The sequence below is a fragment of the Nocardia sp. NPDC004260 genome (genome assembly GCF_053603155.1).
This window is the reverse complement of sequence record NZ_JBSGEZ010000003.1, coordinates 77,103-90,896: the sequence shown is the minus strand read 5'-3', so window position 1 is coordinate 90,896 and position 13,794 is coordinate 77,103. Positions and strand designations below refer to the sequence as shown.

The following is a 13,794-nucleotide window of genomic DNA, read 5'->3' as shown; positions in this document are numbered from 1 at the left end:
GCCGGTCAGGAGAAGACGACCGTCCGGCGGCCGTGCACCAGCACGCGGCCCTCCAGATGCCAGCGCAGCCCGCGCGCCAGAACCACCCGCTCGATGTCGCGACCTTGGCGGACCATGTCGCGCACTTCGTCCGCGTGGTCGATGCGGATGACGTCCTGCTCGATGATCGGGCCCGCGTCCAGTTCCGGGGTCACGTAGTGGCAGGTTGCTCCGATCAGCTTCACGCCACGGGCGAAAGCCTGGTGGTACGGGCGAGCGCCGACGAACGAGGGCAGGAAGCTGTGATGGATGTTGATCGCCTTGCCCGCCCAGTGTTCACACAGTTCGGCAGGCAGCACCTGCATGAACCGCGCCAGCACCACCGCGTGCGGATCGTGCGCGTCCACCAGGGCGCGGACCTCTTCGAACGCGGGACCGCGCTCGGCCGGGTCCTTCGGGAACGGCACGTGATGGAACTTCACCCCGTGCGCCTCGGTCATCGCCGCCAGATCCGGGTGGTTGCCGATCACCGCCTCGATGGTGGCGGGCAGTTCACCGCTGGCGGCGCGTCCGAGCAAATCGTGCAGACAATGGCCGTCCCTGCTGACCAGCAGGACCGCGCGACGGCGCGCGCCGGAGTCCAGCAGTTGCCATTCGCTCTCCGGCCCCAGTTCCGCCGCCACCCCGGCGAACCGGTCACGCAGCTCCGCGATGCCGAACGGCACCGTCGCGGCCCTGATCGCCTGACGCGTGAAGAACCAGCCGGTATCCGCGTCGGAGTGATACCCCGCCTCCACGATCGAGCCGCCGAACTCGGCGATGAACGACGTGATCCGGGCGATGATGCCCGGCCGATCCGGGCAGCCGAGAGTCAGCACGTAGCGGCGATCGTCCGAGACGGGTGGAGCGGAACTCATGGGGTTCATCCTCCCAGGTGCGCCGCCGGGCATTCGCCGCGCCTTCGCCGAGGCTCGACAAAGTGTCCCCGAGTGCGATCGCCGTCTATGCCAGCGCCGCTCGGATGGCCGTCGCCACTCGCGATACCGCGCCGTTCCGAGCTGCCGGGGTGCCCGTCATCGACCCGTGGGCCTAGCGCCCGGACCGTTCGCCTGCGGCGCAGGTCGCCTGTGCCGCAGGCCTCCGAGTCGAGCGGTGGTGCTCAGAGGTTGTAAAACGGTTCGGCGTAATGGAATTCGCCGGCGATCTGGGAGTCGTAGGCCGAGAGGGAGCGGACCTGGAAGTGGCTGATCCACGACGGGTCGTCGGGGGTGATGCCGAGGCGTGCGGCGGGGACGAAACCGAAGCGCGGGTAGAACTCCAGGCTGCCGAGCAGGCCGATCAGTGGTTCGTCGAGGGCGTCGGCGGCGCCGAGCGCCGCGTGCATGAGGGCGGAGCCGACTCCGGCGCCCTGATGGTCGGCGAGAACGCCGATCGGGCCGAGCGCCAGCACGGGAAACGGGCCGACGGCGGCTCTGGTCAAGCACAGGTGGCCGACCACACTGTCGTGCTCGATCGCCACCAGCGAGAGCGTCGGGATCCAACCCTCGTCACTGCGCAGTTGAGCGACCAGGTCGACCTCGGGCGGGTCGGCGCCGGGGCGGCCACCGGATGCGGCGGCGGGGGCATAGCGCGGTGCGAATGCGCTGCGATGCACCGCCGCGATGGCAGCGGCGTCGTCGACGCGTTCGCGACGGATCAGCACGGTCGTCTCCTCCCGAACGAAGTAGGGCCCATCCGCACACGTTAGTCAGCGACCGTGGCGTCACGTTGTCCGATGCGCCATCAGCTATGAGTGTGCGCGAACTGCCGCCAGGCGCGCAACGGAATTCGATTCCGGTGTGCCAGACTCTCACCCCATGGCAAGTTCCACGTCGCTGACCAGGGCCGAAGTGGCCGCCATGATCGATCACACGCTGCTCGCCCCGGAGGCGACGCCCGCGCAGGTCGGCGCGTTGATCGAAGACGCGCGGGCGCTGGGCGTGCTCGCGATCTGTGTGTCGCCGTCCATGTTGCCGGTGCGCGCGCCCGGACTGGTGGTCGCGACGGTCGCCGGATTCCCTTCGGGGAAGCATCATTCGCTGGTCAAAGGCGCCGAAGCGCGGCTCGCGGTGGATCAGGGCGCCGCCGAGGTGGACATGGTCATCGATGTCGGCGCGGCTCTCGCCGGTGATTACACGGCGGTGCTGTCCGACATCGTCACGGTCCGCGAGGCGATCGGGGATCGGGCGCTGTTGAAAGTGATCATCGAGTCCGCCGCGCTGCCGGACGAAGCGATCGTGCAGGTGTGCCGGGTCGCCGAACGCGCGGGCGCCGATTTCGTGAAGACCTCCACGGGATTTCATCCCGCGGGCGGCGCGAGCGCGCACGCGGTGCGGTTGATGGCCGAGACGGTCGGCGACAGGCTCGGCGTCAAGGCCAGTGGCGGCATCCGGACAGCCGAGGCGGCGGCGGAGATGATCGCGGCGGGCGCGACCCGGCTCGGGCTGTCGAAATCGCGTGAAGTGCTCGACGGTTTCCCGATCTGACCGCAAAGCGCAACGCTCGAAGGTCTTGCGACGGTGCGCGTTCAGCAGCGCATGTCGGAGCCGTTGCCGTTGCCCGCGGGCTCGAGCTGGGTACGCCCGCCGGAGAGGTGGACGTCGACGCCGGAGTCGGTGACCTTCAGGTCGGTCGCCGCCATGCCGAGCGGGTAGCTCTGCAGGCTCTTGGTGAACAGGTCGACGATGCTCTGTACCAGGTCGGAGGGCAGGCCGATGCCGAGCAACTCCGCAGACATCGTCTCCACCTGGACCGTGCCGTTCACGATCTGCGGCTTCAGCTGGAGTTCGGCGAAGCCGCCGAGCACCGACAGGGTGAGCATGCCGGTACTCGCCGAGGAACTCACCCCGCTGACCATGCCGCCGAGAGTCTCCTTGATCCCCTCGTTGCTCCAGGTGACATCCGCCGAGGAACTGCCGATCTCGCTTCGGTTCTGGTCGGCGACGTCGACGTCGTGGAAGACGGCGTGCACCACCATCCCGACGGCGGGACCGAACTTGGTGTCGTCACTGTTCACCTTGACCGTGGGCACTTTGCCGTCGATCCAGGTGAGCAGCATCGGCTTGGGTCCGAAGCTCACATCGACCTTCGAACCCATCTCCTTCTCGAACTGCGAGCTGATGCAGTTCGACACCGTGTGCCTGGCGTAGGCCTCGCCGCCGACCAACACCGTGGCGAGCAGAATCGCTACCACGGTCAGGGCGATCAGCAGGGTCCGCCGGTTGATCGTCGAGGTTGAGGTTGCGTTCGTACTCATGGCCGAAATTCTTCCCGACCTTTCTGTGCCGTCTCTGAGGAGGCCGTGAGGGGTTCGAATGTGACATGAAGCACAAAAATCGAGCGTAGCCTGATGCCCATGGCCGGCGATGAGGCAAGCCGCGCGATCGTATCCGCGGAACAAGGATGGCGTGTTCTGCGCCGCTGGGCCGGTCGGCACGCCGGTTTCTTCACGACTCGCCAGGTGCTGCGCACCGGGTGCGGAGCGAGGGTGCGAGCAGCCCTGGGCGATGGTTCGGTGACGAGGGCCGGAGTCGGCATACTCCGGTTGGCCGGGTGGCCGGACGGCCCGCTCGACGAGTACGCGATGTGGGCGGCCTGGTTCGACGGCGCCGCGGTGGTCTCCCATCAGAGTGCGGCGGAGTTGCACGGGCTCGGCAGTCTGTGCCCGCGGTTCCTGCACCTGTCGGCGCGCGCGGGACGTCCGCCGGTGACGCCGCGGCTGGTGGTCCTGCGCCGGACGCTGGCAGGCGCCGACGTGGAATCGGCGGGTGCGTTCCTGGTGACGACGCCGGTCCGCACGGTGCTCGACCTGGCCGAGGCCGATATCGGGCAGTCCGCCCTGAACGAGGTGGTGGCCGACGCGGTCGCGATCCACCGGTGCGCGGGCGAGGAGATCACCGACGCGGGTGCGCGCTTGTCGCCGCGCGCCGCGCGACGGGTATACCGGGCGCTTGCCTTAGCGTGACGGAACCGCGCTAGCTCGTAGCGAGCGGCGCGACCGCCGTCCACGGCACCGAGAGCACGCTGTCGCGCAGGCGGCGACGGTAGTGGCGGATCGGGAAGCCTTCCGCGTGCAGCGCCCGCGCCGCCGCGCGCCAGCGGACCCGGGGACCGTACGGCGCCATCGGCGCGGCGTGGGCCCACGCGCGATCGGCGGCGGTCAGCAGCGCGTGAATCGGTTCACCGGGAATGTTTCGGTGGATCAACGCCTTCGGCAAGCGTTCGGCGAGGTCGGAGGGACGCTCGACGGTGAAAGGATCCCAGGCCAGCGTGAGCGAGCGCGGCCCGTCCCGGTCGAGCAGGATCCATGCGCAGCGTCTGCCCAATTCGTCGCAGGTGCCGTCGACCAGCAGGCCGTCCGGCGCCAGCCCGGCCAGCACCGTCGACCATGCCTCGGGAACCGCTGCTTCCGGGTACTGCCGCAGGACGTTGAAGGCGCGCACCAGAACCGGCCGCAGACCGGCCAATTCGAATCCGCCCCGTGCGAAGGTGACGCTGTCGCGGCCGGGCACCACGCGCTGCGGGTCGATCTCCAATCCGACTACCCGCACGTCGGCGCGGATCGTGCGCAGCCGGGCGGCCAGCTCGAACGTGGTCCACGGGCTCGCGCCGTACCCGAGATCGACGACCAGCGGGTCGGGCGCACCGCGCAACCGGTCGGCGACGAATTCGTCGTTGATCAGCCAGCGGTCGCTGCGGCGGAGACGGTTGACGGCGGTGGTGCCACGAGTGATATTGCCGACCGGTTTGGTCAGCGAGTGGGGTGTTGTTCTTCCAGCCACTGAACCGTGAACTCGGCCTCGCCGCGGAACAGGTCGACCAGGTTCACCAGCATCAGCTGTTCCAGGCGCGGACCCACCATGGGGATGAACACTTTCGCCTCCGACGAGAAGCGCATGGTGCAGCCGGTGTCGGTGGGGAACAGGCGGATGGTGCCGCCCAGGCTGCCGGGGCCTGCGGGAATGGACGCCGAGTACTTGCCGGTGGTCTCCTCCGCGGCGTACGGGCTGTAGAACTCCTTGCGAGTGATCACCATGTCCTTGCGCATCACCGTCTGCGCGATTTCCGGCAGCATGTCGCGGGGCAGGACGTGGTGCAGCTCGACCGTGATCCCGTCGTCGCCCGCCTCCAGCCGGACCACCTCGTTGCCGGGGGTGTACTTCCGCATCTCGCCCATCCGCGCGTCCCAGTAATCGCGGTTCGACAGCGCCGCGTACAGCTCTTTTGTGGTGTGCAGCGGATAGCGGGCGGAGTAGTCCAATCGGCGTGCCATGGGCTCACACGTTACTGGGTCCGGTGGCGCCGACCTCGATGGGCGGGTGGAGTGCGGAACTGACACGAAGGCCGGGACCGCACGATGTGACGTCGAACAGTGACCGTGCTCCCGAGGCGGGTCAGTGCGCCGTGAGCCACTTGCCGGTGAACTCCGCCTCGTTCTTCAGCAGCTCGGTGAGGTGCTCGGCGATCGCCTTCTCGATCTTGCTGCCGAACAGCGGAATCTTCACCTCGATGGTGCCGTCGACGGTGGTGACGGCGCCGGAGCCGTCGGCGGCCAAGGCGATGGCTCCGCGGACCTCGGCGGGCGCGCCCTCGACGCGGGCCTCGAAGGTGGCCTGGTCCCCGGTCCAGTGTTCGACGCGGGGGATGATCAGATCGCCGGGCCGCACCGCGGTGATCGCGGCGGGGAGCCGCTCGGCGGGGATGGCCTGCACCATTTCGACGCGCACCTCGTCACCGCTGACGGTGACCGACTCCAGCCGCGCATTGGGGCCGCCGACCTCCGCGATGCGATCCTTCCAGTACTGGTCGTTCGCGAACGCCGCGCGCACCGCGGCGGTCGGATGGATGTAGCGGGCCGTGTACGCCAGCGGTGTAGCCATGGGTCCACACGCTACCGTGTAGCGCTCGAGCGCCACGACTCCTGTTGTCCGATCTGCTCGCGGCTGGACACCTCGGGATGGGGCCATTCGCGCGCGTGGTACCGCGTAGGACTCGTGCTATCCGGATGGTGCCGTCTGATCGACTGCTGGGAGCAATACACCAGCGTGTACCCATCAGCGCGCACGCTACCGTTTATCATCGTGCGAACTTCACGAGTGGTGCCGTCGGATCTCCTCGCCGATACCGGCGCGCGGCTACGCGCCGACGTGCGGCTGGCGGAGCTGACCACGCTGCGCGTGGGCGGTCCCGCCCTGGTCGCCGAATGTACGACGACCGAAGCGTTGGTCGCGACGGTCCGCGCGCTCGACGCGGCGGATGTCCCGGTGCTGCTGCTCGCGGGTGGCTCGAATCTGCTGATCGGCGACGACGGCTTCGACGGCGTCGTGGTGCGGATCGCCACCGGCGGCGTCGAGATCGGCGACGGCGGCGTGGTCGCCGAGGCGGGCGCGGACTGGGACGCCGTGGTGCGCGCGACGGTCGAGGCGGGTCTCGGAGGATTGGAGTGCTTGTCCGGCATTCCCGGTTCGGCGGGTGCTACGCCCGTGCAGAACGTCGGCGCCTACGGCGCGGAGGTGGCGAATCTGCTGCGCCGGGTACGCCTGCTGGATCGCGCCAGCGGTGAGATCCGGTGGGTGGAGCCCGCGGAACTCGGTTTCGGTTACCGCACCAGTGTGCTCAAGCACCGCGACGACGCCGTCGTACTCGCGGTCGACTTCGCGCTGCGCGCAGACGGTTCCAGCGTGCCGCTGCGTTACGGCGAGCTGGCCTCGGCGCTGGGCGCCACGGACGGCGAGTCCCGCCCCACAGCGCAGGTGCGGGAGGCGGTGCTGCGGTTGCGCGCGGGCAAGGGCATGGTTCTCGATCCCGCCGACCACGACACCTGGAGCGCGGGTTCGTTTTTCACCAACCCGGTGGTCGCGCCGGAGCGGGTGGCCCAGGTGCGCGCCGCGATCGCCGCTCATGTGGGCGACCTCGCGGTGCCGACCTATCCGGCGCCGGACGGAGTCAAGTTCTCCGCGGGCTGGCTCATCGAGCGGGCCGGTTTCGCCAAGGGCTTCCCCGGCGACGGTGCGCCCGCCCGGCTGTCGACGAAACACACACTGGCGCTGACCAATCGCGGCGGCGCCAGCGCGGCCGATGTGGTGGCGCTGGCCAGGACGGTCCGCGACGGCGTCGCCGAGCGTTTCGGGATCCGGTTGGAACCCGAACCGGTCACTGTGGGTCTCGCCCTCTGACCCGTTGAGGCCGACACCACACGCTGCGTCGACGGGTCGGCGCGCGCGCCGCGCGTAGATTCGACGAAGTGAACCACCGCACGATGATCCGCCGATCGGTTGCCGTGGTGTCGGCCGTCCTGCTGGTGGTCGTCGCTCTGGTGGCCGGTTGCACGATAGACCGTGGCTCCGGAAAGCCGCGTCCCGCTGCCGGTCCGATCGCCAAAGCGACGTTGACCCCCGCCGCCGACGCCACGAACGTCAACCCGACAACGCCGGTCTCGGTGACGATCAGCGACGGCACGATCGATCAGGTAGCGCTGACCAACGCCGCGGGCAAGCAGGTCCGCGGCGAACTCGCGCCGGACCGGCGCGCTTACACCATCACCGAGCCGCTCGGCTACGACGCCACCTACAGCTGGTCGGGCACCGCCGTCGGCGCCGACGGCAAGCCGATCCCGATCGACGGCTCGTTCCACACGCTGAAGCCCAAGAGCACCGTCCCCGCGACCCTGAACATCGGCGACAACCAGGAGGTCGGCATCGCGGCGCCGATCATCCTGCAGTTCAAGTCCTCCGTCACGAACAAGGCGGCGGTGGAGAAGGCGCTCACGATCACCACCGACCCGCCCACCGAGGGCGCGTGGGCCTGGTTCCCCGACGACGGCGGCTCCCGCCTGCACTGGCGTCCGAAGAACTACTGGACACCGGGGACCGCCGTGCACGTCTCGGCCCGGCTCTACGGCCTCGACCTCGGCGGCGGCAATTACGGCGATTCCGATCTGACCACCGATTTCCGCATCGGCCGCAGCCAGATCGTCAAGGCGAGCGCCCCTAGTCACCGCATGCAGGTGGTCCGCGACGGACGGACGGTCTTCGATTTCGCCGTCAGTTACGGCGAGGGCAACGAGGCGCGCAACGTGACTCGTTCCGGTGTGCACGTGGTCACCGAGAAGTACGAAGACTTCATGATGTCGAACCCGCCGTTCTACACCAATGTTCGCGAACGCTGGGCGGTACGCATCTCCAACAACGGCGAATTCATCCACGCCAACCCGGAATCGCTGTCGGCGCAAGGGTCGGCGAACGTCACCAACGGCTGCATCAATCTGTCGCCCGGTGATGCCCAGGCGTATTTCCCCACGTCCCTGTACGGCGATCCGGTCGAGGTGACCGGAACCTCGATCCCGCTCTCGGCCGCCGACGGCGACCTCTACGACTGGACCATCGACTGGGACACCTGGAAAACCATGTCGGCGTTGCAGGGCGTGCCGTCGGCCGTGGTGTCCGCCACACCCCTGCCCCCGCAGCCCGCAGGGGCGCGCTGACCGGTTCTAGCGCACCTTCACGTCCTGTTCTTCGGTCGCGTCGTCGGCGTGTTCCTCTTCGACCTCTCGGTCGGCCTGGCGTTGGGCGCGGACCGCCTCGTGCCGCTCGGCGAGCAGGTCGCGAATCTCGGTCAGCAGTTCGATCTGGGTGGGCTCGGCCGCCTTCGGCGTGCCGAAGCGGTTCTTGATCGTCTTCATGGGCAGGATCAGCGCGAAGTACAGCACCGCGGCGACCATGAAGAAATCGATGGCGGCCGTGATGATCGGGCCGACGGCGATGAAAGTGGCGGGCTTGGAGGGGATCAGCTGCACGCCGAGGCCCAGCTGATTGGTGCTGCCGAACACCGCGAGCAGCGGATTGACTACACCTTTCGTCACCGAGGTCACCACGGAGGTGAACGCGGTGCCCATGACGACGGCGACCGCGAGATCGATGACGTTCCCGCGCATCAGGAACTCTTTGAAGCCCTTGAACATGAGCCGAATCACTCCCATCCGATGTCTTTACGCGTGCGGCCTCTCGGATGGTAACGGCTACGGGCGAACAGCGAAGGCCCAGCAATTCGCGGCCGGATCGGCGCCGCCGAAAGAGCAATACGTATCAGCTATGAATTGCGGCGGGCGAACCGGCCCGCGTCCGCCTGGTCGCGCGGCTTGATGATGATCTGGTCCAGATCGACGTGCGCCGGTCGCGACGCGACGAACCCGATGACCTCCGCGATGTCCTGGGCGACCAGCGGATCGATGCCCTCGTACACCTTGGCCGCGCGTTCGGCGTCGCCGCCGAAACGCACCAGCGAGAACTCGGTCTCCACCGCGCCGGGCGCGATCTCGGTGAGGCGCACCGGCTGTCCGAGCAGCTCTCCGCGCAGCGTGCGGTGCAGCACGGCTTGCGCGTGCTTGGCGGAGGTGTACCCGGCGCCGTTGTCGTAGGCGGTGAACGCGGCCACCGACGTGACGGTGACGATCAGCCCGTCACCGGAGGCGATCAGCTTCGGCAGCAGCGCCTTGGTGACGCGCAGAGTGCCGAGCACGTTGGTCTCCCACATCCAGCGCCAGTCGTCCAGGTCGGCCTCGGCCACCGGAGCCAGGCCCTTCGCGCCGCCCGCGTTGTTGACCAGCACGTCGACGCGCTCGACCGCCTCGGTGAACGCCCGCACCGACTCGTCCGAGGTGACGTCGAGTTCCAGTGCGGTGCCGCCGATCTCGTCGGCGAGGCGGCGCAGGCGATCGAGCCTGCGCGCACCGACGTAGACGTGATAGCCCTGCTTCGCCAGCTCCCGGGCGGTGGCCTCCCCGATCCCCGAGCTGGCTCCGGTGACGACGGCGGTGCGAGTGCTCATGCGAACAGATCCTAGGTGCGCGAGGTTTGCCGGGTCCTGGCGGTCACCGCGAGCACGGTTAGCCTCGGTGCATGGCTATTCGGGACGTGGTGAGCGCGGACGGAACCAACATCGTCTACCGGGTGAGCGGCCCGGCGCACGGCAGGCCGCTGGTGCTGCTGCACGGCTGGTCGGCGAATCTGCGCTGCTGGGGTGGAGCCGCCGACGACCTCGCCGCGCACCTGCGGGTGGTCGCCGTCGACCTGCGTGGCCACGGTTACTCCGACGCGCCCGCGGCGGGCTACGACGATCCGAAGAACTGGGCGGCCGACGTCGCGGCGGTGCTGGCGGCCGAGGGCATCGCGTCCGGCGCGGTGCTGCTCGGCTGGTCCTACGGCGGGATCGTGCTGACCGACTACTTGACCGCCTACGGCACCGGCGCCGTGGCGGGCGTCGTTTACACCGGCTCGATGGCGAACATCGGCCCCGGTGTGCCCGGCGCGGCGACCGGCAGCATGATGCGGGAGGCGATTCCGGGCGTCTTCGAGGAGAGCGCGGGGCGGGCGGTGCGCGCTTTCGGTGTGTTCGGCAATGCGAACACCGGACCGGGCGCGGACAAGGGGCCGGACGCGCAGCGCTTGTTCGGGGCCAGTCTCGCCACCCCGCCCGCGGTGCGCAAAGCGCTGTTCTACCGGACCGTCGACAACACCGAGACCCTGCGCACGCTGGACGTTCCGGTGCTCGTCCTGCACGGGACCGCGGACAGGGTCGTTCCCGTCGAGAACGGCCGCTACATCGCCGAGGCCGTGCCGGACGCGCGTGTGTCGTTCTGGGAGGACGCACAGCACGGCCTGTTCATCGAGGACCGTTCCCGGTTCGTCGCCGAGGTGCGCGCGTTCGCCGAGAGCCTGTGATCGGATTCATGTCTGCTCTGTGATAGCTCTCACTTGCCGCGGATAGCGTGTCTGGGCCGGGGAACGCAACGTGCACTATGGATAGTGTGAGTCAGCGCCTGGACCTACGGCCGAACCGTATAGCCGTGTTATCGGTGCACACCTCACCACTCGCTCAGCCGGGCACCGGCGACGCGGGCGGCATGAACGTCTACGTCCTGCAAACGGCCGTCGAGCTGGCCCGGCGCGGCACCGAGGTGGAGATCTTCACCCGGGCCACCGCGTCGAACGTCCCGCCGGTCCAGGAGGCCGCGCCGGGCGTGCTGGTGCGCACCGTGGTGGCAGGCCCGTTCGAGGGGCTGGACAAGCACGATCTGCCCACCCAGCTGTGCCCCTTCACCGCGGAGGTGCTGCGTCAGGAGGCCAGGCACCTGCCCGGCCACTACGACCTGGTGCACTCGCACTACTGGTTGTCCGGCCAGGTCGGCTGGCTGACCAGGGACCGGTGGCGGGTGCCGCTGGTGCACACCGCGCACACCCTGGCGGCGGTGAAGAACGCCGCGCTGGCCGAGGGCGACTGTCCCGAACCGGCGACCCGCGAGATCGGCGAGAAGCAGGTGATCGCCGAGTCCGACCGGCTGGTCGCCAACACCGCCGAGGAAGCCCGCCAGCTGGTGGAACTCTATGGCGCCGACCCCGAGCGCATCGATGTCGTCCCGCCGGGCGCCGACTTGACCCGCTACCGCCCTGGTGACAAGGCCGCCGCCCGCGCCGCGCTCGGGCTGGCCGCAGACGAGCGGATCGTCGCGTTCGTCGGCCGGATCCAGCCGCTGAAGGCGCCCGATGTGCTGGTGCGCGCCGCGGCCGAGGTCTTGCGCGCCGACCCGGAGCGCAAACTGCGCGTGCTGATCGTGGGCGGCCCGTCCGGCAGCGGGCTGGAGCGGCCGGACGCGCTGATCGATCTGGCCGCCGAACTCGGCATCGCCGAGCGGGTCAGCTTCCTGCCCCCGCAGCCGCCGCAACGGCTGGTGCTGGTCTACCGCGCCGCCGATCTGGTCGCGGTGCCGAGCTACAACGAGTCCTTCGGCCTGGTCGCGATCGAGGCGCAGGCCAGTGGCACCCCGGTGCTCGCCGCCGACGTGGGCGGGCTCGGCACGGCCGTACGGCACGAGGTTTCCGGCCTGCTCGTCCCCGGCCACCGCACCCTGGACTGGGCGAACGCGCTGCGCCACCTGCTGGACGACCCGGACCGGCTGCACCGGATGGGTGAGCGGGCCGTCACGCACGCGGCCAACTTCTCCTGGGCGCACACCGCCGACGGGCTGCTGGCCAGCTACGCCGCGGCCATGGCCGGTTTCCGGGACGAGCGGGCGGCTTTCGGCGGACGCGGCCTGGCGCACAGCGATGTGCGGGAGGATGCCTACGACCGGGTGTCCGACGACCACACCGGTCTCGCCGCGGAGCGTACGGCCGCCCTGCTCGGCGAGAACAGTCAGGCGAGATCGCGGGCGCTGTGGCGGCGCCGGATGGGAGTGCGCCGGTGAACGAGGTACAGACGACCGCGCGGCTCATCGATGAGACGCTGCGGGACAGGGAGATCGAATACACCCGGCCGGGGGAGGAGACCTTCGTCGTCGTCCTGCCCGGTGAGCGCAAACTGAAGACCACGGTGATGGTCACGGTGGGCAAGCACGGGATCCGCTTCGAAGCGTTCGTCTGCCGCAAGCCCGACGAGAACTTCGAAGGCGTGTACAAGTTCCTGCTGCGCCGTAACCGCAGGCTCTACGCCGTCGCGTACACCCTCGACCGGGTCGGCGACATCTACCTGGTGGGCCGGATGTCCGCGCACGCCGTCACCGCCGACGAACTGGACCGGGTGTTCGGCCAGATTCTCGAGGCCGTCGACGCCGACTTCAACGTGCTGCTGGAACTCGGGTTCGCCGAATCCATTCGGCGGGAATGGAAATGGCGCGTCTCGCGCGGCGAGTCGCTGCAGAACCTGCGCGCCTTCGAGCATCTGGTCGATTCCGCCGACAAGCCGTAGCCGGTCGTCGCCCCGTCCGGCTCCCGGGTGACAATCGCAGGTGGCTCGGATCGGCGAAGGGACGGCATTGGCGATTCTCGCTCTGGACATCGGCGCGACGAAGTTCGCGGCCGGGGTGGTCGGCCCCGGTTCCGAGGTGCGCGACGTGCGCCGGGTGGACGTGCCGGACGCCGGCGTGTGGGATGTCTGTCGCGAACTGCTGCGCGTGGTCGCGGGGCCGGAACCCGTCAGCGCGGTAGGTATCGGTGCGGCCGGGCCGGTGGATGTGCGCACCGGCGTCACGGGCCCGTTGAACATCCCGGAGTGGAAGACGGGGTTCCCGATCGTTGCCGCCGTGCGGGAACTCTTTCCCGCCGCCACGATTCGTTTCGCCGTCGACGGCGCTTGTCTCGCGCTGGCCGAACATCGCCTCGGCGCGCTGCGCGGGGTGCCCGACGCGCTGGCCATGACGGTGTCGTCGGGCATCGGCGGCGGGATCGTCGCGGGCGGCAAGGTGCTGCTCGGGCGCACCGGCAACGCGGGGCACGTGGGTCACATCGTCGTGCCCGGGTGGGACACGCCCTGTGGCTGCGGCGGCCGCGGCTGCGTCGAGGCGGTCGCGAGTGGCATGTCCTCGGTGCGCTGGGCGCGCGAGCAGGGTTGGCCCGGCGCCACGGGGGTGCGGCTGGCCGCGGACGCGCACGCGGGCGACGAGATCGCCGTCGCCGCGCTGCACCGGGCGGGCACCGCGCTCGGCACGGCCGTCGCCTCGGCCGCCGCCCTGCTCGACGTCGACCGGGTGGTGATCGGCGGCGGGTTCGCGCAATCCGGTGCGCCGCTGTGGGATCCGCTGCGGGCCGCGGTGGACGCGCACGCCGGGCTGAAATTCCTGCGCGGACTGCGCGTGGAACTCTCCGAGATCACCGACGGGGCCACCCTGGCGGGCGCGGGCGTGCTCGCTGCGGAGCACACCGCCGACGAACCGGTCTGACATCGCGCTTTCGCGCCTGGACCGGGGCGGCGGAGGCGGGAACCGATGCGACCCGGCGCGGCGCG

General features: G+C 69.6%; 16 protein-coding genes. 8 read left to right on the top strand and 8 right to left on the bottom strand.

Features of this window, described 5'->3' with window-relative positions:
- Positions 1 to 5: 5 nt before the first annotated feature.
- Positions 6 to 896, bottom strand: a complete 891-nt coding sequence (gene purU, locus ACWEO7_RS03350; protein WP_450017580.1) for a formyltetrahydrofolate deformylase — start codon at positions 894 to 896, stop codon at positions 6 to 8.
- 242 nt (positions 897 to 1,138) lie between these two features.
- Complete coding sequence (locus ACWEO7_RS03345; RefSeq protein WP_364424346.1) at positions 1,139 to 1,681, bottom strand: GNAT family N-acetyltransferase; 543 nt, start codon at positions 1,679 to 1,681, stop codon at positions 1,139 to 1,141.
- A gap of 154 nt (positions 1,682 to 1,835) precedes the next feature.
- Here ACWEO7_RS03345 and deoC point away from each other — a divergent pair, with 154 nt between their 5' ends.
- The gene (gene deoC / locus ACWEO7_RS03340; RefSeq protein WP_452420384.1) at positions 1,836 to 2,504 is read left to right on the top strand and encodes a deoxyribose-phosphate aldolase; all 669 of its coding nucleotides are present in this window, start codon (positions 1,836 to 1,838) and stop codon (positions 2,502 to 2,504) included.
- A gap of 41 nt (positions 2,505 to 2,545) precedes the next feature.
- Here deoC and ACWEO7_RS03335 read toward each other — a convergent pair whose 3' ends face one another.
- Complete coding sequence (locus tag ACWEO7_RS03335; protein ID WP_452420382.1) at positions 2,546 to 3,274, bottom strand: LmeA family phospholipid-binding protein; 729 nt, start codon at positions 3,272 to 3,274, stop codon at positions 2,546 to 2,548.
- A 99-nt stretch (positions 3,275 to 3,373) separates the two neighbouring features.
- Between ACWEO7_RS03335 and ACWEO7_RS03330 the strand changes: the two genes are divergently transcribed.
- Positions 3,374 to 3,982, top strand: a complete 609-nt coding sequence (locus ACWEO7_RS03330) for a hypothetical protein (RefSeq protein WP_452420380.1) — start codon at positions 3,374 to 3,376, stop codon at positions 3,980 to 3,982.
- A gap of 10 nt (positions 3,983 to 3,992) precedes the next feature.
- Here the strand turns inward: ACWEO7_RS03330 and ACWEO7_RS03325 are convergent, their stop codons facing one another.
- From ACWEO7_RS03325 to ACWEO7_RS03315, 3 genes are all read right to left on the bottom strand, one after another.
- Complete coding sequence (locus tag ACWEO7_RS03325; RefSeq protein ID WP_452420378.1) at positions 3,993 to 4,799, bottom strand: class I SAM-dependent methyltransferase; 807 nt, start codon at positions 4,797 to 4,799, stop codon at positions 3,993 to 3,995.
- Entirely contained in the window at positions 4,769 to 5,290 is a 522-nt protein-coding gene (locus tag ACWEO7_RS03320) for a DUF2505 domain-containing protein (RefSeq protein ID WP_355071895.1), read from the bottom strand. Before ACWEO7_RS03320 ends, ACWEO7_RS03325 begins: the two co-directional genes overlap by 31 nt.
- Positions 5,291 to 5,411: 121 nt before the next feature.
- Positions 5,412 to 5,897 carry a DUF2505 domain-containing protein gene (locus ACWEO7_RS03315; protein WP_452420377.1) on the bottom strand — a complete coding sequence of 162 codons (486 nt, stop codon included), beginning with the start codon at positions 5,895 to 5,897 and terminating at the stop codon, positions 5,412 to 5,414.
- 216 nt (positions 5,898 to 6,113) lie between these two features.
- Between ACWEO7_RS03315 and ACWEO7_RS03310 the strand changes: the two genes are divergently transcribed.
- Both ACWEO7_RS03310 and ACWEO7_RS03305 read left to right on the top strand, forming a co-directional pair.
- Positions 6,114 to 7,193 carry a UDP-N-acetylmuramate dehydrogenase gene (locus ACWEO7_RS03310; RefSeq protein ID WP_452420642.1) on the top strand — a complete coding sequence of 360 codons (1,080 nt, stop codon included), beginning with the start codon at positions 6,114 to 6,116 and terminating at the stop codon, positions 7,191 to 7,193.
- A gap of 83 nt (positions 7,194 to 7,276) precedes the next feature.
- Positions 7,277 to 8,500, top strand: coding sequence for a L,D-transpeptidase (locus tag ACWEO7_RS03305; protein ID WP_452420640.1), 1,224 nt, complete (start codon positions 7,277 to 7,279; stop codon positions 8,498 to 8,500).
- Positions 8,501 to 8,506: 6 nt separating this feature from the next.
- Here ACWEO7_RS03305 and mscL read toward each other — a convergent pair whose 3' ends face one another.
- Together mscL and ACWEO7_RS03295 are read right to left on the bottom strand one after the other, a co-directional pair.
- Positions 8,507 to 8,995 carry a large conductance mechanosensitive channel protein MscL gene (gene mscL, locus ACWEO7_RS03300; protein WP_452420375.1) on the bottom strand — a complete coding sequence of 163 codons (489 nt, stop codon included), beginning with the start codon at positions 8,993 to 8,995 and terminating at the stop codon, positions 8,507 to 8,509.
- Positions 8,996 to 9,105: 110 nt separating this feature from the next.
- Positions 9,106 to 9,843: an SDR family NAD(P)-dependent oxidoreductase gene (locus tag ACWEO7_RS03295; RefSeq protein WP_450017599.1), complete on the bottom strand. Its 738-nt coding sequence runs from the start codon at positions 9,841 to 9,843 to the stop codon at positions 9,106 to 9,108.
- Between the two features lie 71 nt (positions 9,844 to 9,914).
- On the opposite strand from ACWEO7_RS03295, the gene ACWEO7_RS03290 reads away from it, so the two are divergent.
- The 4 genes from ACWEO7_RS03290 (at position 9,915) to ACWEO7_RS03275 (ending at position 13,729) form a co-directional block, all read left to right on the top strand.
- Positions 9,915 to 10,736, top strand: coding sequence for an alpha/beta fold hydrolase (locus ACWEO7_RS03290; protein WP_452420373.1), 822 nt, complete (start codon positions 9,915 to 9,917; stop codon positions 10,734 to 10,736).
- A 77-nt stretch (positions 10,737 to 10,813) separates the two neighbouring features.
- Entirely contained in the window at positions 10,814 to 12,259 is a 1,446-nt protein-coding gene (gene mshA / locus ACWEO7_RS03285; RefSeq protein ID WP_452420371.1) for a D-inositol-3-phosphate glycosyltransferase, read from the top strand.
- Positions 12,256 to 12,759: a YbjN domain-containing protein gene (locus ACWEO7_RS03280; protein WP_452420369.1), complete on the top strand. Its 504-nt coding sequence runs from the start codon at positions 12,256 to 12,258 to the stop codon at positions 12,757 to 12,759. Before mshA ends, ACWEO7_RS03280 begins: the two co-directional genes overlap by 4 nt.
- 67 nt (positions 12,760 to 12,826) lie before the next feature.
- The gene (locus ACWEO7_RS03275; RefSeq protein WP_452420638.1) at positions 12,827 to 13,729 is read left to right on the top strand and encodes an ROK family protein; all 903 of its coding nucleotides are present in this window, start codon (positions 12,827 to 12,829) and stop codon (positions 13,727 to 13,729) included.
- The last annotated feature ends 65 nt before the right edge of the window (positions 13,730 to 13,794 follow it).

Coding starts and splice junctions, on each gene's coding strand:
- purU (WP_450017580.1), bottom strand. CDS start 896: ATGAGTTCCGCTCCACCCGTCTCGGACGATCGCCGCTACGTGCTGACT.
- deoC (WP_452420384.1), top strand. CDS start 1,836: ATGGCAAGTTCCACGTCGCTGACCAGGGCCGAAGTGGCCGCCATGATC.
- ACWEO7_RS03335 (WP_452420382.1), bottom strand. CDS start 3,274: ATGAGTACGAACGCAACCTCAACCTCGACGATCAACCGGCGGACCCTG.
- ACWEO7_RS03330 (WP_452420380.1), top strand. CDS start 3,374: ATGGCCGGCGATGAGGCAAGCCGCGCGATCGTATCCGCGGAACAAGGA.
- ACWEO7_RS03320 (WP_355071895.1), bottom strand. CDS start 5,290: ATGGCACGCCGATTGGACTACTCCGCCCGCTATCCGCTGCACACCACA.
- ACWEO7_RS03315 (WP_452420377.1), bottom strand. CDS start 5,897: ATGGCTACACCGCTGGCGTACACGGCCCGCTACATCCATCCGACCGCC.
- ACWEO7_RS03305 (WP_452420640.1), top strand. CDS start 7,277: ATGATCCGCCGATCGGTTGCCGTGGTGTCGGCCGTCCTGCTGGTGGTC.
- mscL (WP_452420375.1), bottom strand. CDS start 8,995: ATGGGAGTGATTCGGCTCATGTTCAAGGGCTTCAAAGAGTTCCTGATG.
- ACWEO7_RS03295 (WP_450017599.1), bottom strand. CDS start 9,843: ATGAGCACTCGCACCGCCGTCGTCACCGGAGCCAGCTCGGGGATCGGG.
- ACWEO7_RS03290 (WP_452420373.1), top strand. CDS start 9,915: ATGGCTATTCGGGACGTGGTGAGCGCGGACGGAACCAACATCGTCTAC.
- mshA (WP_452420371.1), top strand. CDS start 10,814: ATGGATAGTGTGAGTCAGCGCCTGGACCTACGGCCGAACCGTATAGCC.